This window comes from Tannockella kyphosi (assembly GCF_021054785.1).
In the GTDB taxonomy this organism is placed as follows: Bacteria; Bacillota_I; Bacilli_A; order Erysipelotrichales; family Coprobacillaceae; genus Tannockella; species Tannockella kyphosi.
On record NZ_CP088239.1, the window covers coordinates 647,633 to 664,540 of the forward strand.

Genomic DNA, 16,908 nt, shown 5'->3' on the forward strand with positions numbered 1-16,908 from the left:
TTTATAGATACTCATAAAAATAATAATCGAATGTATTATAAAAACTTATTCTAATTCTTAATATGTTTTAATTCAGGATATAAGGCCTTAAAATACTATTGTTCTTTTGATGTAGATTGTTTAGATCTATGTTATTATCATTGTGTTTTAAATATAACTCTCTTATCATGGTTTCCACTGTCTAAATTATACTGAATTTGGTATAATTGAAACAAAGTAAGACATTATTGTTCTTTTGGATAAATATTAAAACAGTAAGAAGTATCTTAATGTAAATAAAAAGGGAGTACTATGAAAGATAATTCTAATAAAAAATTTTGGGAACGTATTGCAAAACTATATACAGCTTTTCAAGAAAAAGGAAATAAAGACTTATATGTTTCTCTTTGTCAAAAAATAAAGCCCCAGATTAATGAAAATCAAGAAGTATTAGAGTTGGCATGTGGAACAGGACAACTTACAGTTTTTCTTGCAAATAGTTCTAAACATTGGATTGCTACAGATTTTTCAACAAAAATGGTCCTGGAAGCAAAGAAACGTTTTAATACAAAAAAAGTTTCTTATGAGATTCAAGATGCTACCAAACTATCCTATGAAGATCATATGTTTGATGTTGTTTTAATAGCAAATGCTTTGCATATCATGCCTCAACCAGATGAAGCATTGAAAGAAATCCGACGGGTTTTAAAGCCTAATGGAATTCTAATAGCACCAACCTTTGTTTATGAAGCAGAAATCAATAAAGTTAGGTTATTGGTGATGGAAAAAATTGGATTTAAAACATTTTATCAGTGGACATCAAAAGAATAGGAAGACTTTATTAAATCATACGGATTTGAAATCATCAGTAATGAACTTTTGGATGAAAAACCACTTCCAGAAAGTATTTTAATTGGTAAAATAAAAAAAGAAGATTGATATATTGTTGTCTTTCTCTTTTAAAAATATCTTGATTCATTGCAATCAATATAAATAATTATTTTGTAACAATAGAGTAGTCTATCATATCAAATAACAACACTAGAAAGGAAACAATATGACAAAATCATCTAAACAATTACTTGAAGAAAGTAAAAAAAGAAGAAGTTATAGAGAATTTTTATCACAACCAGTAGATATAGATATTATGAAAGACTGTATACTAACAGCAGGAACTGCTCCAAGTGGAGCAGATAAACAACCTTGGCATTTTGTTGTAGTAACAGATAATAAGACTAAAATAGAATTAAGGAAAAAGTGTGAAGAGGTTGAAAAAACTTTCTATGAAGAAAAAATAAGCAAGGAATGGCAAAAAGATTTAGATAAACTAAATGTAGATTATCAAAAACCATTCTTAACTCAAGCTCCATGTTTAATTGTTGTATTTAAAGAAATGTATATACTAAATGATAAAGGAGAAAAAGAAGTAAATTATTATCAAACGGAAAGTGTTGGAATTGCGATTGGTATGTTAATTAATGCTCTTAGAAATGCAGGATATTCCTCACTAACTTATACACCTTCACCAATGATGTTTCTAAGAGACTTTTTCAATAGACCCAAAGGAGAAACGCCTGTAATGATTTTAGCAGTAGGACAAGCAGACTTAAATTATCAATTACCAGAATTAAAAAAGAAAACGTTAGATGAAATAGCAACATTTATTTAAGAATATAAATAATAAAAAAGAACTGAAATCAGTTCTTTTTTGTTAGAAATAAATCTAATTAGTATGTGTATTTAGAATAAAATAGGAAAAGAGAAAGATAATTCGATATAATAAGATGGTTGAGTCTTTTAATGACTTAATCGTTATTTTTTAAGAATCCTTTTTGTGATAATTCTAATTCAATTAAGTCAAGTAGTTTAATAGATGGTGCTTGGACTGTATGATAATGACAATTATTTGTTATATTCTTTAATGGTACAAGTTCATTTTCTTTCATTTGAGATACAAAGTTATCAATATCTTTTGTTGTTGAAATATTTAATTGTGCAAAAAACTTACCATAAACCTCATGATCAACAAATACATCGAGTACCTTTCCTGATAGACTTACTATACAAGATAGTTCTTCGTATATTTCAAAATCATTGTGTTCAACCTTAAAAACACGAGTAAATACATCTTTATCATTACTAACTTTGTTTGATGCATCTTGAATAATATATCCTCTATTTGTTGAAATAATATCATATTTATTTGCTCGCAATAAGGCAATGTCATTTACAATTACTTGTCTACTAACACCCATTTTTTTTGATATAGCTGTCCCGTTTAAAGGGGAATTGCTTTCTTTTATCATGTTTAAAACTTTAATTCTTCTTTCTTCTCCATTTAATTCTTTCATATAATTTCACCTTTTTATTATATAACTTTCAAATTTTTTAATGATAAATCAAGTGCTGGTGCAAGATAAGTGATTGCTCCAGAAGAAATATAATCAACACCTATTGATATCAAATTGGAGATGTTTTCTTTTGTAACATTCCCAGAACATTCTGTTTTCGCTCTATTGTCTATTATTGCAATCGCTTCTTTCATCATTTCAATGGACATATTATCAAGCATGATGATGTCTGCTCCAGCTTCTACTGCTTCTCTTACCATTTCTAGGGTTTCCACTTCCACTTCGATTTTACGTACAAATGGGGCATATTCTTTAGCGGCACTTACTGCATTTTTTATTGATCCTGCAAAACTGATATGATTATCTTTTAACAAAATACCATCAGATAAATTATATCGATGATTATATCCACCACCAACTTTTACAGCATATTTTTCAAATATTCTCATATTTGGTGTAGTTTTTCTTGTATCTAACAGTTTTGTTTTACAATCAGGATGTTGTAAAAACATTTGTACTATGGAGTTAGTATAAGAAGCTATTCCACTCATACGTTGTAAATAATTTAACGCAACTCGTTCTCCAGACAATAATGCGCATACATTTCCATTTAATGTAGCAATAACATCTCCTGAATGAATAGCATCTCCATCTTTCACTGCAAAATCAATTTTGATATCATTGTCTAACAATTTAAAAACCCTCATAAAAACACTAAGTCCTGCAATAATACCATCTTCTTTACATATTAAATCAACAGAAGCCTTTGTTTTATCATCTTTTACAACAGCATTCGTTGTTATATCTTCACTGCTTATATCTTCTTTTAGTGCTAGACGAAGTAATTCGTCTACCACTAAAATATTAGTAATATCGTTCATTATTATTCTCCTTGTTATGTTTTATATCTTTATTTTTCAATATTAAATCAATGAGCATTTTATTGTATCCATTTAATACTTCTTCTTTTATAGTATACTTTATTAAATCCAATTTGTTTACTATTTCCGTACTATTTTCGTAATTTTTTGTTATATCCTTGGCTAGTATTTTAGCAAAAACTAAACTTTCTAACAAAGAATTACTAGCAAGTCTATTTGCTCCATGGACTCCATTACAACACGTTTCACCAACAGCATACAATCGTTCCATACTCGTTTTACTAACTGTATCTACAGCAACACCACCCATATAATAATGTTGTGCAGGAACAACGGGAATCGGTTCTTTTACAATATCATATCCCTCCAATTTCATTTGATTATAGATATGTGTAAAATGATTCATAATCGTAAATTCATCAATATTTTCAAAAGATAACCATACAAAATCAGTATTATCTTTTTTCATTTGTTGATAAACAGCCTTTGATACGATATCTCTTGGTAGTAATTCATCAACAAAACGCTCTTTATTTTTACCATACAAAATTCCACCTTCTCCTCGAACAGACTCTGAAATCAAAAAACGTCTTCCTTTTTTTTTAGAATAAAAAGTAGTAGGGTGAATTTGAACATAATCTAAATTCATTAGTTCTATTTTATGATTGAAAGCAATAGCTAAAGCATCACCTGTAAGATGTTTATAATTTGTTGAATGTTGATACAAACCACCAATACCACCTGTGGCCCAAACTGTATAATCAGCTTTGATTGATAATGTTTTTTGATTTTGATTACAAATAATACCTTTACATTCACCATTTTCACTTATAATATCAAGCATTGTTGTATCTTCATATAAACTGATATTATCACAACTAGAAATAGCAGATAATAACTTTGATGTAATCTCTTTTCCTGTTATATCTTTATGAAATAAGATACGAGAATTAGAATGAGCTCCCTCACAAGTATACTTTAATTCCCCATTCTCTTTTTCAAAATCAACACCTAAACTAGTAAGATCTTCAATCATTTCACGAGAATTCTTAATCATTATTTCCACCGTTTTTTCATTATTTTCATAATGTCCAGCTTTTAAAGTATCTTCAAAAAAACTCTTATAATCATCTTCATCACGTAAAACACAAATTCCACCTTGGGCTAAAAATGAATCACTTTCTTCTTTTTTTGTCTTACTTATGATAATGATTTGTTTATCTTTAGGCAAATTTAATGCAGTGAAAAGACCTGCAACACCACATCCAACGATAATAATATTTGTATTAATAATAGACATTTTCATTCTCTCCCTATATTTCGTTATTTATTTTGCTAGATCAAGCATTTTTTCTAAAGGTTTTAGGGCATCTATTGCGATAACATCATCCACATTAACTTGGTAGTTATTATTTTTCAATGATGATAAAACACTATTTAAAGTAATTGATTTCATATCAGGACAACTTTGTTGTTCACTAATAGTATGAAATATTTTATTAGGACTTTTTGATTTTAACTCATATAAAATACCTAGCTCTGTTGCAATTATAAATTCATTGCATGTTGATTTTTGAGAAAACTCAATAATTTGTGATGTACTCCCTATAAAATCAGCAAGTTCTAAAATATCTCCAGTACATTCAGGATGTGCTAAAACTAACGCTGATTTATATTTTGCTTTTGTTTTCATTAAATCAAAAGCATGGATAGCAGTATGTACATGACAATATCCTTTATTAAAAATAAAGTTTTTTTCTGGTATTTTAGATTGACAATATCTACCTAGATTTTCATCAGGAATAAATAATATATTTTTATTCGGGAGAGATTTTACTATTTTTATTGCATTAGAAGATGTAACACAAACATCAGATACTGACTTTAATTCAACGGATGAATTTATGTAGCATACAACTGCTAAATCATCTTGTTCATTTTTGATTTTTTTAACATTTTCTACTGTTGCCATATGTGCCATAGGGCAATCAGCGTTCTTTTCTGGAAGTAGTACGATTTTATTTGGATTAACTATTTTAGCGCTTTCTCCCATAAACTTAACACCACAAAATACAATTACATCGGCAGTACTTTCTTTTGCAATCTTAGCTAAATAATAGGAATCTCCTACATAATCTGCAATTTCTTGAACCTCATCTGCTACATAATAATGTGCTAATATAATAGCGTTTCTTTCTTTTTTTAATTTAACAATTTCCTCTTTCAATCTCATAACTCCTTTATAATTTATTAGTTTGTATGATTGTATTATATGTCATTACATCTGTCAAGACAGAAGTTTAAAAAGAATATTTAAAAAAACATATCTTTCAAACATTGATTGTTTGAAAGAATATGCTTTTTGAAGTAATTAAACGCTTTTATTATTGGTATCATTATATAGTTGAGGCTTTAAAGCAAGTTTGGAATAGTTTTTTATATGGTTATAGAAATTAGTCATTCCATCGCTTAATACTTTGCTTTTTTTCATCGTTAAAAATATTTTCCATTCAAAGCTATTATCTGGAAATGGTACGTATCTGACATCTTGATTCGTAAAAGATCTAGTATGAGCAGGTACTACAAAAAGAAAGTTATTGTTAATGGCAACTTCTCTTAAAGAGTTGAAATCATTTGATGCAATTTCTATTTGTGGTGAAAAACCACTTTTTTTACATACCCATTCAAAGTCATGACGAATATGAAACTGTGTACTAAATGTTGCAAATGACTGATCTCTAAGGTCATCCATTGTAATATCTTTTTTTGTATATAACAAATGAGTAGGGGGGATGCATAAATAGATACCTTGTGTATAAATACATTCACCAATTACTTCATCACTATCTACTATTCCTGTTGTAACACAAAAATCATAGTCTCCTCGTAACATTTGTCGTTCTAAATAATAATCAGCACGATCATTATAATCAATTTTTATATAATCATGCTTTTTTTCGAAATCTTTTATCATATTAAAAGGTAGTGCAGAGATTACTCCAAAGGCCATCCCTAGATGAATAGTTTCTACGGGAATGTTATCTATATTAGAAAGATGTTCTTTTAGAAAACTTCTTTTATCTAACATTGCGATACACTCCCCAAGGAAATAGATTCCACTCTTTGTAGGAGTTACCCCTTTTTTAGAACGGATAAAAAGCGTACAACCAAGTTCTTTTTCTAGTTCTTTAATTGTGTGTGAAATACCTTGTTGTGATATGTAGCTAACTTCTGCAGCACGATTAATACTTTTATATTCGCAAACTAACACAAATAATTCCATTTGATGAAATGTCATATATTTTCCTCCTGTTACAACTTTTTACTTGTATATCGTACAATGAAAGCGCTGTTATTGCAATATCAATTTATCTTGTATAATGAACTTGTAAAATAATTAACAAGGAAAATAAAAAAAAGAAGGAGAATTATTATGGAAAACAAATTTTACCCAAATTTAGCAAAATCAATTCAAATTGGTGATGTTACATTTAAAAATCGTATTTTAGGAGCACCTATGTCAAATCCTGAAATGGACACAGAAAGTCACATGAGAAGAGAAGACGTAGCCTTTCATGCAAATCGTGTAAAAGGTGGATTATCAAGTACTTGTATCGGTTTAGGGGTTGTGTCACCAGAAGGGCGTACACATACCAAAGAAGTTACATTATATGATGTTATGAGTTTACCATCATTAAAAGAATTTTCAAATGCAGTTCATCGTCATGGGGCACTAGCAGTTATGGAATTAACGCATGGTGGTAAATATGCAAATGCACGTGGTCATGCTGGAGTTTCTGGTTCATCAATGGGGCCAAATGATGAGGTTGGTTCTCATGGAAATATGATTCATGCAATGAATGATGAAGAAATACTTGCAGTTGCAGAAGAATTTGGAGAAGCAGCAAAACTTGTAAAAGAAGCAGGAATAGATATGATTTTATTACATGCAGGGCATGGATGGTTATTGCACCAATTCATTTCTCCTGCTATGAATAAGAGAACAGATAAATGGGGTGGATCTTTAGAAAATCGTATGCGATTCACTTTACTAGTTATTGAAAAAATTCGTGAAGCAGTTGGTCAAGGTTATCCAATTGAATTCCGTTATAGTGGTGCTGAGTTTGATGATGGTGGATACACAATTGAAGAAGGTGTTGAAATCGCAAAAGCAGTAGATGGGAAAGTTGATTTAATACATGTTTCAGCAGGTGTTCATGAAAATCCAGAAGTATTTGGGATTACCCATCCGTCGATGTTTGTACCAGAAGGTTGTAATGTATTCTTAGCTGCTGAAGTGAAAAAACATGTAAAAACACCAGTTGCTACTTTAGGTGGTTTATCAGATATGGATATGATGGAAGATATTATTGCATCAGGGAAAGCAGATATTGTTGAAGTTGCTAGACAGTCAATTTGTGATCCATATTTTGTAGAAAAAGCATTTTCAGGAAAAAGTGATGAAATCGTTTCTTGTTGTCGTTGCTTTACATGTTTCTATAATTATTTAACAAATAGAACATATGCTTGTGCATTTAATCCAGAAGTTGGAAATGAACTTGCTTGTCAAAGTGCACCAGTTGCAGTAGAAAGTGCAAAGAAAGTTATTGTTATTGGTGGTGGACCTGGTGGTATGGAAGCCGCTTGTACTGCTGCACAAAGAGGACATACTGTTAGTTTATATGAAAAATCTAGTTCATTGGGTGGACAATTACGATTTGAAGAACATATTCCATTCAAGAAAAATATGCATAAGTTTGTAAAAGTAATGGAAAAACGTTTAGAAGATACAGGGGTAGAAGTTCATTTAAATCATGCTCTTTGTGGCAAAGAAGTTGCAAATATGGATGCGGATGCAGTTATAGTTGCAGTAGGTGCATCTCCAATTGTACCTTCTATTGAAGGTATTGATAGTTCAAAAGTGGTTGGTTTAGATGTATTAACAAAAGCTAATCCAGAATTAGGAGAAAATGTTGTTATCTTAGGTGGAGGTCTAGTAGGGACTGAAGTTGCAATTTACTTAGATGGTCTTGGTAAAAATGTAACGATGATAGAAATGAATGATGACTGGGCTACTGATTCTTACTTTATGCATAAAAATGCAATGGCTACTTATATCCGTAAAAGCAATATTAAAATCCATACATCATCAAAAGCGATTGCTATTAATGATGAAGGTTTAGTATGTGATACACCAGATGGTCAAGTAGTGTTTAGTGCTGATCATATCTTATTAGCTGCAGGTATGCGTCCAAATATTGCCCTTGCAAAAGAGTTCGAAAATACTGCTCCACGTGTTTTTGAAATTGGTGATGCTATTCGTACAGCTCGTGTTAGTGATGCTGTTTCTGATGGTTACTATCGAGCGTTAGCAATTTAATGCAATCATTATCAATGAAGGAGATACAAATATGTTAGAAACTAAAAAACCAAGCCGTATGGAGGTATTATACGGCTTCCTTATTTCTTTATTACTTGCAGTTGGTTTATATTTGTTTCTTACTACTATTTATCCAATAGTAGTAACAAATAATATCACTACTAGTTTTGGTGATATTCAATTAGGAAGTATGGAGTATGTTATGATGGATATTTCTCAATTAACATTTCTTTTCTCTCCACTTTCTTGTACAATGATGATTCTTATCTCATTTTTTGCAGCATATTTAGAACGAATTGGTTCTAAATATATGGGAACTGGGGTAGATGGTAACGGACATATATTTACTGTTATGTTGGTTATGGCTATCGTAAGTGTAATACTAAGTGAGTTGCTTTATTCGAATACTTTATCTGAGTTTGGATTTATTCCAACACTAGCATCTTTCTTATTTTTCCATCATTTAGTTATGTTCTATGGTGTAGATACTAAAAAGATACTATCTATCTTATTGGTAACAACTTTACTAGCTTCACCTATATGTTTGCTTGCGCGAATTTGGTTAGTTGATCCTTTAGGATTACCAATATTTATTAGTGTAACAGTAGGGGCAATTGGATTTATGCCAATCGCACATTTGATTTTTAAACTTATGCCCTGGATGACAAAGGCAGATTCTAAACCAGAAGTTAATAAACCTAAATATTCTCCTAATATATGGTTTATGAACCAATTATTTGGTGATATTGGTCAAACAGGTGTAAATGGTAGTTCCATAGCTGCTCTTGGTTTAGTAGTATTTACTGTAATATCTTATCTATTAAATCCATTAAGTACGGGAGCTGGAGTAGGATTGTTTCCTATCACTATATTTGCTATGATTGTCACAGGTGCATTAACTATCTTTATTTATTATCCATATTATAAAAGTCAACCAATACTATCATTTACCAGTATTCTAGTAGTAGCTGCAGTTATGGTTACTTATCCTAGTTCATGGTTAATTGTAGTTTGTACCATCATATATGCAGCAATAGTACCTACACCAGTTACTGGATGGGTATTGAAAGTAAGTGGATATAAAGGAGAATATTGCATATTCCCATTAATTATGATTGCCGTATCCACAGTAGCAATTCCTTGGTGTATGTTTGTAAAACTAGTCCTAGTAGCACTAATTTAAATAAAGGTCTAAGTTTATTTACCAAATAGAATATTTTCTTAACAAAAAGCCTATTCACTATTACTTCAATAACGGAAGTTAGAAAATAGGCTTTTGATTATGTATAAAAACAAATGAGAATAACTAATAAATTCTGAGATTATTAAAAAACATGCTATAATTATAAAAATATTTCTATAGTAGAAAGGGAAAAGATGATGAAAACAATCGGTTTAATTGGAGGTATGAGTTGGGAAAGTACACTTTCTTATTATCAAATTATTAACGAAAAAACCAAAGAAATTTTGGGAGGGTTGCATTCTGCAAAGATCTTGCTATATAGCGTAGATTTTGCGGAAATTGAAGAATATCAATCAAAAGGGGAATGGGATAAAAGTGCAGAAGTACTATCAGATATTGCTGTAAATCTTGAAAAAGCTGGTGCTGACTTTATTGTTATTTGTACTAATACAATGCATAAAGTAGTACCACAAATAGCAGATAAAATTAGTATTCCTATTATTCATATTGCTAAGACTACTGCAAAAGCAATAAAAAGAGAGAATCTTCATAAAATTGCTTTGCTTGGTACAAAGTATACAATGACTCAAGATTTCTATAAACAAAAATTGATTGATGAAGGTATTGAAGTAATCATACCTAATCAAGAAGATGTGGAAGTAGTTAATGATATTATTTATGGAGAATTATGTTTAGGAGAAATTAACCCCATTTCTAAACAAAAATATATTAATATAATTGATAAATTACAAAAACAAGGGGCCCAAGGAGTAATACTAGGATGTACTGAAATAGGATTGTTAATATCACAAGCTGATATTTCTTTGCCTGTTTTTGATACAACACTTATTCATGCTAAAGAAGTAGCCTCTATGGCAATAAATGAATAATCGATATATTAGATTAGATAACTTCTAATCTTTTTTATCGCTCATTTAAACGTAATACGAATGAAAAACACATGATCAAAACATATCAAATAATTTAAAAATAAAAGTTTATAATAGAATATATCTTTATTTATGTAAATTTTACAGTAATGATAGTTATATTATTAGCATTAAAATGTTATTTATATAATTCTCTTGACAAAATTCATAATATTTTATACAATTTCCTTAGCACTACTAATTAAATATGGTGGCGCTAATTATTTAGAAACATTTTAATTAGTACTACTAAGGTTTGGAGGTTATATGAAAAATTTAAAAAGTTTAGAAGAAAACCTGGATGAGTTGCAAAAAAGAATGCAAAAAATCAAAAAGGAAAACATGGCAGAAGAAAATTTTTTACACTCTGGTGAGATGTCGTTAATTAAATTTATTGCCCATTATCATCATAGATTTGATAAAGCTCCTACACTTGTAAAGATAAGTCAAGTAATTGGTATTTCTGGTGCTACTGCCACGACACTAGCTGATAGGCTAATTAAAAAAGGTCTAATTGAAAAAAAATCATCACCAGATGATAAACGAGCAAAACTTTTGTCACTGACACCAAAAGGAGAGGAGTATCTTATGTCTAATCGTACCAGACATAAAGAAATGTTATTGAAACTTACTTCATCTCTTGGCAAAGAGGATACAAAAGAACTCAATCGAATCATTGAAAAAATCAATGATCATCTAGAAAACGAAAAATAAATTTATATGTGCATCTATGTATGCACCTATATTTTACGAAAAAATTAGTTAGTACTACTAATTAAAAGGAGAGAATTAATATGAGAAAAATTGCAATTTATGGAAAAGGTGGTATTGGAAAATCTACTACTACCTCTAACTTATCAGTAGCACTTGCATTAAAAGGATACAAGGTCATGCAAATAGGATGTGATCCGAAATCTGATTCAACCAAAAATCTTATGGGTGGTAAAATCATTCCATCTGTATTAGATAAAATAAAAGAAAAAGGTGATGATATTAGCCTTTGCGATGTTGTTTATAAAGGTTTTGGAGGGGTACTGTGTGTAGAGTCAGGTGGTCCTACTCCTGGTATTGGTTGTGCAGGCCGAGGAATAATATCAGCTTTTGAAAAGCTGGCAGAATTGGAAGCATTTGAAACATACCAACCAGACATTGTTATATATGATGTACTAGGTGATGTTGTTTGTGGAGGCTTTGCAATGCCAATTCGTGATGGATATGCAAAAGAAGTTTTTATTGTATCAAGTGGTGAAATGATGGCACTTTATGCAGCAGATAATATTTCTAGAGCAATCAAAAACTTTGAGAAACGTTCTTATGCAAAAGTTGGTGGACTTATCTTAAATTCTAAAAATATTGAAAATGAACTTGAAATAGTAGAAAAAGCTTGCAAAGAAATAGGAACTGATATTGTGAAACAAATTCCAAGATGCGGTGATATTCAAACTGCTGAAAATGCTGGTGGTACTGTTTTTGAGTTTACAAAAGAATCTATGATGATAGATGTTTATAATGATTTAGCAAATAAAATTCTAGAAAGAACAAGTGAAAATGAAGGAGAATAAGATGCGTAATATGAAAAAAATGATGCATGGAGATAAAGGGATTAATCGTTGTCCTCTATCTGGTGCAACGAAAGCTGTAATGATGGTCGATGGGGCAGCAATGCTAGTAATAGGTACAGAAGAATGTACCTATTACACTAAATCATCTTTAGAAATGAAAGGTGATAGTAGTAATTGCTTTTCTGTTGTATTAGATAAAAATGATATAACTTTCGGTAGTCTTGATACTGTTAGTGAGGCTGTTTATGAACTGTTAGATGAATATAAACCAACTGCCTTGTTTTTAATTACAACATGTGTAGTTGAAATTATTGGTGATGATTTTACAGCACTTGCACTAGAAGCAAGTGCTAAATATAATTTGCCAGTAAAAGTTATTCAAACTAATCATTATAAAGGGAAAGATGATGAATATGGAATGGATTTAGTTTTTGATGCGGCAAAAGATTTAGGACAAAAGCCTCATAAGTTTAATAACATTACAAACATGATAGGCAATAAAATAGGTAGTAAAGCGAATATGTCACGTTCTACTATGTCAGAAGAGGAAATGTTTCAAATGTTAAAAGCAAAAACAGGTGGAAGAATGTCAGACAAAGAAATTCGTAAGAAAATACATTCTAAAATGGGAGGAAGATAATATGGCACTAACTAGATTTTTACCAACTCCATCAGATAGAATGGGGATTTTATGGTCACTTTTACAAATGGAGGATGCTATTATCTTAGAATATGGCACAGAAGGGACAACTGCTTATGCAATGAAAATCAATATGATGATGGGAATGAATGTTCAAAACAAACTCTTTGTCACTGGGTTAGATGAAAATAACGTAGTTATGGGTGATACAACAAATTTAGAGAAAAAGATTCTAGAACTTGACAAGAAATTTTCACCAAAAGCAATTTTTGTTATGGCATCTTCTGTTTCTTCTATGACAGGAACTGATGTGAAAGGAGTTTGTAAATATATGCAAGAGGAAGTAAATGCAAAGCTTGTCGTATTTAGCCAAGGTGGATTTAATGGAGATTATAGTAGTGGACTACAAGCAAGTTATACTGATTTAATATCAAATTTTGCAATTTCTAGAATGAAAAAAGAAAATTGTTACAATATTTTAGGGGTTTTTGCAATGGACAAAAGTGCTAATGCAGATGTTTTAGAAATTGAAAAACAATTATCAAATAATTTTGGACTTCATAAGAATGCAGTGTTATCCTTAGAAACCAATCTTGAAAAAATTGAAACAATGTCAAAAGCTTTGGTAAATATTGTACTAAGTTATGAAGGATTAAAGGCAGCTGAGATTCTAAAAGAACGATTTGATATACCTTATATTTATGGACAGCCTATTGGTATAACAGCTACAAATAAGTGGCTAATAGATATTGCAAAAGCGATTAATATGGATTTTGAAATAACAAAAACAGAACAATCAAAACAACTAAATCGTAAAGTTTTAATTTATGCAAGCTATGATAAAGCACTTGCATTAAAACAGTATATGGAAGAAAAAGGTTGTACTGTTTTAGATGTTGTTTGTACTCATAAAATTAAAAAACAAGATAGTATTCGATATATAAAGAATGAAAAAGAAAAGATTGATTTGTTTAAGTTGACTAAGGATTCCATTGTTTTTGGAGATGATACTTTTTTAAAGTTTGCAGATAATAGTAATGTTAAAATTAGATTAACACAAAGTGAAAGTTTATTTGATTTACAATATTTAACTAAAATTTTTAAGTATTAGTAGGTATAAGATACTTTATACAGAAGACTAGAATATATTTTCTAGTCTTTTTTAATACTTATCTTTAAAATAAAAAAGCAACATAATGCTACTTTGGAAGAATAAAAAAAGGATCATGAAGATAGTTAGTGATATCTTATTTAATAGTAGTTAAAAAATGAACACGTTAAGGTGGTTATATCTTACAATGATGAATTTATGCATAACAAATCATTTAAAAATAAAAGTTTCTAATAGAATATATCTTTATTTATGTAAATTTTACAGTAATGATAGCTAAATTATGCTATAGTTAACAAAAGATTATTTGGATAATGAAAGGTGGAAATATATGAAATGTCCTTATTGTGGTGAAGAAATGAAGGCTGGGTATATTCAGTGTCGTGATAGTTTAATATGGGATACTAAGAAACGAAAGATAGCTATATTACCATCCATTAGAAGTGATTCTATTGTTCTTGGTTCAGGTAGCAAACTAATGTCAGGTTGCGACGAACTAGCATATAACTGTCAAAAGTGTAAAAAAATAGTGATTGATTACAATAAATAAGCATTATTTCTATAGATACTAGATAACAAACAGGTTTCACATTTTATAAAAACAACTACAAGAGGAGATCCTACAAATGATGGAAGACTATACAAAAATTGATTTTCATGTGCATTACTTAACCGATACTTATAAAGCGTTTTTGTACAAACATTTCGGTGCAAAGCCAGAGGGATATCCAACTCCACAGTGGGATATATCCAAACAAAAAGAACTTATGGAGGCAAATCAGATTACCCATGCCCTATTAGGATTATCATCGCCTTATTTCTACGCTGGAGACAAGGAAGAGACTGTTACTTCGGTACAAAAGAATAATGAGGAAATTGCAAACTTGTTAATTACAGAGCCTACGATGGACTTTTTAGCAGGACTGCCTCTACCTTATATAGCAGAGTCACTGATTGAAATAGAGCGAGCTTATGTGTTAGGGGCAAAGGGTTTTTCTGTCAATACACACTCACAAGATACATACCTTGGTGATCCTAAGTTAGATCCAGTGATGGCTGAACTAAACCGTCACCATGCCATTGTAGCTATCCACCCAACGGAGGCTACTAGTATACCCAAAGGTGTGTGTGAAGATTTACCCATTCCAGCTATGGAGTTTTTCTTTGATACCACTAGAACATTTGTAAACATGGCACTAAATGAAGTCTTTACACGATATCCCAATATCAAATGGATTTTCCCACATGCTGGTGCCTTTGTACCTCTATTGTCAGATCGTATCCAAGTATTTTTCAATATGATGGATAAACCATTAGATATATTTGCAGATATGAAACATGTTTATTTTGATGTGGCAGGCATGGCAGAGCCTAAGATGTTGGAGGTCCTCTTAAAAGTAACAACCATAGACCGTTTACTCTATGGTAGTGATTTTCCACACACTTCATCAGCAGCTGTGGGACGTTATCGCATTAAATTAGAAAACACAGATAAGTTATCTAAGGATGAAAAAGCACAAATATTCTATAAAAATGGTGCTAAACTATTAGGATTAGAGTAATAATCAAATATTAAAATACAGTCATTGAACATTAAATTCATGACTGTATTTTTATTATTTTGTGGCTAAAAATCCAAAATGTATGGACTGATAATCTTAACATTATATAGTATTATAGAAATTATTGCGTATTTTGTTGAAGCTACTAATTATTTTATGGTTACCTTTGGATAAATCTTAAAAGCAATAAAGATCTATAAATAAGTCTATATTCACGAAAAACTGGAAATATTTTAAAACAATGATATTGAAGGTAATTTACGTACTATTGATAAATTACAGCAATTTGGCAAGGGAAAATGATTATGATGTTAGTTCTAAGTTTTTGCAGTATCACCTTTATTAGATGAATACTTAAATGCATATAGTAGGGTAGTGGATAATACCAAACAATAAATATTGATATAATCTATATTTATCCTACACACCATAAGTTATCTTTCTGGACAAAATATGTATAATTTTAAATTGTTTTTTATCGTATAAAATTTGAACATTATAAACCTATGAACAGAGTATTCTTCAATATGAATGCAATAAAATACTGATTAGCATACTGGACTAGTATAGCGAATTAAAAATATAATGAAACAATGATGAAGTAATGTTATAATTAGTTAAATATTATTTAGGAAATGGAGAGATTTATATGGAATTAAATTTAATATATTCAATTGCTGGTTTATTAGGTGGAATCGTTTGTGCGATTGGTGATATGTTGCTAGATTTGAAAGGCAAAGATAATGTGAAAGTAAATGGTTCATTATTTATTGAGTCAAATTGGATTAAAATGGCAACAGTGAGATTTAAAATTTCTATTATTTTAGGATTCTTTGGTTCTTTTATGTGTAGTTTAGGAATTTATTCTTTAGCAAGACAAATTTATACACAAAATGAAAGATTAGGTGAAGTTTTATTTATTGTTACAATTCTTCTAGCAATGACAGGATTTTTCGTACATACTCTATGTTGTATTTTACCAGTTATTTATAAATCAGTGATAAAAGGAGGTAATTTTGAAATTGCTAATAATACAGTTGATGCACTTTTTGATGCTGTAAAAATACTGTTCTTTCCATTATATGTGTTTATACTCCTTGTACCAACAGGCATTACTATTTATTGTATAGTAAGTGGAATGCTGAATGTACCAAATTGGTGTATGCTTTTAAATCCTATTGTATTTTTAATCATAGGAGTATTGTTAAGGAAAGTAAGTCCAAAATATTTTTATGAACTTCCAGGAATTTGTATGCCAAGTTTAGGGATTGGGATGTTTGGACTAATAGGAATAATCAGTTTACTTTAATTGTGTATAAATGGAACAAAA

Annotated in this window: 17 protein-coding genes; 12 read left to right on the plus strand and 5 right to left on the minus strand. The window is 30.1% G+C overall.

The genetic code is table 11. The features are described 5' to 3' along the window. Positions 1–291 precede the first annotated feature (291 nt). Together LRR82_RS03365 and LRR82_RS03370 are read left to right on the plus strand one after the other, a co-directional pair. A complete protein-coding gene (locus tag LRR82_RS03365) occupies positions 292–810 on the plus strand; it encodes a class I SAM-dependent methyltransferase (protein WP_249030103.1) in 519 nt (172 codons plus the stop codon). A 226-nt stretch (positions 811–1,036) separates the two neighbouring features. Continuing rightward, the gene (locus tag LRR82_RS03370; RefSeq protein WP_249030105.1) at positions 1,037–1,648 is read left to right on the plus strand and encodes a nitroreductase family protein; all 612 of its coding nucleotides are present in this window, start codon (positions 1,037–1,039) and stop codon (positions 1,646–1,648) included. A gap of 136 nt (positions 1,649–1,784) precedes the next feature. On the opposite strand, the gene LRR82_RS03375 is transcribed toward LRR82_RS03370, so the two are convergent. From LRR82_RS03375 to LRR82_RS03395, 5 genes are all read right to left on the minus strand, one after another. After that, positions 1,785–2,330: a transcription repressor NadR gene (locus LRR82_RS03375; protein WP_249030106.1), complete on the minus strand. Its 546-nt coding sequence runs from the start codon at positions 2,328–2,330 to the stop codon at positions 1,785–1,787. 17 nt (positions 2,331–2,347) lie between these two features. Continuing rightward, a complete protein-coding gene (gene nadC / locus LRR82_RS03380; protein ID WP_249030107.1) occupies positions 2,348–3,211 on the minus strand; it encodes a carboxylating nicotinate-nucleotide diphosphorylase in 864 nt (287 codons plus the stop codon). Continuing rightward, on the minus strand, positions 3,195–4,511 hold the full coding sequence (locus LRR82_RS03385; RefSeq protein ID WP_249030108.1) for an L-aspartate oxidase: 1,317 nt from the start codon (positions 4,509–4,511) through the stop codon (positions 3,195–3,197). The genes nadC and LRR82_RS03385 overlap by 17 nt, the downstream gene beginning before the upstream one ends. Positions 4,512–4,538: 27 nt before the next feature. Next, a complete protein-coding gene (gene nadA, locus LRR82_RS03390; protein ID WP_249030109.1) occupies positions 4,539–5,444 on the minus strand; it encodes a quinolinate synthase NadA in 906 nt (301 codons plus the stop codon). Between the two features lie 138 nt (positions 5,445–5,582). After that, entirely contained in the window at positions 5,583–6,509 is a 927-nt protein-coding gene (locus tag LRR82_RS03395) for a LysR family transcriptional regulator (protein ID WP_249030112.1), read from the minus strand. Between the two features lie 135 nt (positions 6,510–6,644). Between LRR82_RS03395 and LRR82_RS03400 the strand changes: the two genes are divergently transcribed. From LRR82_RS03400 to LRR82_RS03445, 10 genes are all read left to right on the plus strand, one after another. Further along, positions 6,645–8,591 (plus strand): oxidoreductase, encoded by a 1,947-nt coding sequence (locus LRR82_RS03400; protein ID WP_249030114.1) that lies wholly within the window; start codon positions 6,645–6,647, stop codon positions 8,589–8,591. Positions 8,592–8,622: 31 nt separating this feature from the next. Then, positions 8,623–9,774 carry a hypothetical protein gene (locus tag LRR82_RS03405; RefSeq protein WP_249030116.1) on the plus strand — a complete coding sequence of 384 codons (1,152 nt, stop codon included), beginning with the start codon at positions 8,623–8,625 and terminating at the stop codon, positions 9,772–9,774. 194 nt (positions 9,775–9,968) lie between these two features. Beyond that, positions 9,969–10,664: an aspartate/glutamate racemase family protein gene (locus LRR82_RS03410; RefSeq protein WP_249030118.1), complete on the plus strand. Its 696-nt coding sequence runs from the start codon at positions 9,969–9,971 to the stop codon at positions 10,662–10,664. Positions 10,665–10,970: 306 nt separating this feature from the next. Continuing rightward, positions 10,971–11,417: a MarR family winged helix-turn-helix transcriptional regulator gene (locus LRR82_RS03415; RefSeq protein WP_249030120.1), complete on the plus strand. Its 447-nt coding sequence runs from the start codon at positions 10,971–10,973 to the stop codon at positions 11,415–11,417. Between the two features lie 80 nt (positions 11,418–11,497). After that, positions 11,498–12,265: a nucleotide-binding protein gene (locus LRR82_RS03420; protein WP_249030122.1), complete on the plus strand. Its 768-nt coding sequence runs from the start codon at positions 11,498–11,500 to the stop codon at positions 12,263–12,265. A 1-nt stretch (position 12,266) separates the two neighbouring features. Then, positions 12,267–12,905, plus strand: a complete 639-nt coding sequence (locus tag LRR82_RS03425; protein WP_249030123.1) for a nitrogenase component 1 — start codon at positions 12,267–12,269, stop codon at positions 12,903–12,905. Position 12,906: 1 nt separating this feature from the next. Next, a complete protein-coding gene (locus LRR82_RS03430; protein WP_249030124.1) occupies positions 12,907–14,016 on the plus strand; it encodes a nitrogenase component 1 in 1,110 nt (369 codons plus the stop codon). A gap of 331 nt (positions 14,017–14,347) precedes the next feature. Then, positions 14,348–14,566, plus strand: coding sequence for a PF20097 family protein (locus LRR82_RS03435; protein ID WP_249030125.1), 219 nt, complete (start codon positions 14,348–14,350; stop codon positions 14,564–14,566). Positions 14,567–14,642: 76 nt separating this feature from the next. Further along, positions 14,643–15,578, plus strand: a complete 936-nt coding sequence (locus LRR82_RS03440; RefSeq protein WP_249030126.1) for an amidohydrolase family protein — start codon at positions 14,643–14,645, stop codon at positions 15,576–15,578. Between the two features lie 649 nt (positions 15,579–16,227). Further along, a complete protein-coding gene (locus tag LRR82_RS03445) occupies positions 16,228–16,887 on the plus strand; it encodes a DUF6796 family protein (RefSeq protein ID WP_249030128.1) in 660 nt (219 codons plus the stop codon). Positions 16,888–16,908: the final 21 nt, after the last annotated feature.

Coding starts and splice junctions, on each gene's coding strand:
- LRR82_RS03385 (WP_249030108.1), bottom strand. CDS start 4,511: ATGTCTATTATTAATACAAATATTATTATCGTTGGATGTGGTGTTGCA.
- LRR82_RS03365 (WP_249030103.1), top strand. CDS start 292: ATGAAAGATAATTCTAATAAAAAATTTTGGGAACGTATTGCAAAACTA.
- nadC (WP_249030107.1), bottom strand. CDS start 3,211: ATGAACGATATTACTAATATTTTAGTGGTAGACGAATTACTTCGTCTA.
- LRR82_RS03395 (WP_249030112.1), bottom strand. CDS start 6,509: ATGACATTTCATCAAATGGAATTATTTGTGTTAGTTTGCGAATATAAA.
- LRR82_RS03420 (WP_249030122.1), top strand. CDS start 11,498: ATGAGAAAAATTGCAATTTATGGAAAAGGTGGTATTGGAAAATCTACT.
- LRR82_RS03400 (WP_249030114.1), top strand. CDS start 6,645: ATGGAAAACAAATTTTACCCAAATTTAGCAAAATCAATTCAAATTGGT.
- LRR82_RS03375 (WP_249030106.1), bottom strand. CDS start 2,330: ATGAAAGAATTAAATGGAGAAGAAAGAAGAATTAAAGTTTTAAACATG.
- LRR82_RS03430 (WP_249030124.1), top strand. CDS start 12,907: ATGGCACTAACTAGATTTTTACCAACTCCATCAGATAGAATGGGGATT.
- LRR82_RS03435 (WP_249030125.1), top strand. CDS start 14,348: ATGAAATGTCCTTATTGTGGTGAAGAAATGAAGGCTGGGTATATTCAG.
- LRR82_RS03405 (WP_249030116.1), top strand. CDS start 8,623: ATGTTAGAAACTAAAAAACCAAGCCGTATGGAGGTATTATACGGCTTC.
- LRR82_RS03440 (WP_249030126.1), top strand. CDS start 14,643: ATGATGGAAGACTATACAAAAATTGATTTTCATGTGCATTACTTAACC.
- LRR82_RS03410 (WP_249030118.1), top strand. CDS start 9,969: ATGATGAAAACAATCGGTTTAATTGGAGGTATGAGTTGGGAAAGTACA.
- LRR82_RS03425 (WP_249030123.1), top strand. CDS start 12,267: ATGCGTAATATGAAAAAAATGATGCATGGAGATAAAGGGATTAATCGT.
- LRR82_RS03415 (WP_249030120.1), top strand. CDS start 10,971: ATGAAAAATTTAAAAAGTTTAGAAGAAAACCTGGATGAGTTGCAAAAA.
- LRR82_RS03370 (WP_249030105.1), top strand. CDS start 1,037: ATGACAAAATCATCTAAACAATTACTTGAAGAAAGTAAAAAAAGAAGA.
- LRR82_RS03445 (WP_249030128.1), top strand. CDS start 16,228: ATGGAATTAAATTTAATATATTCAATTGCTGGTTTATTAGGTGGAATC.
- nadA (WP_249030109.1), bottom strand. CDS start 5,444: ATGAGATTGAAAGAGGAAATTGTTAAATTAAAAAAAGAAAGAAACGCT.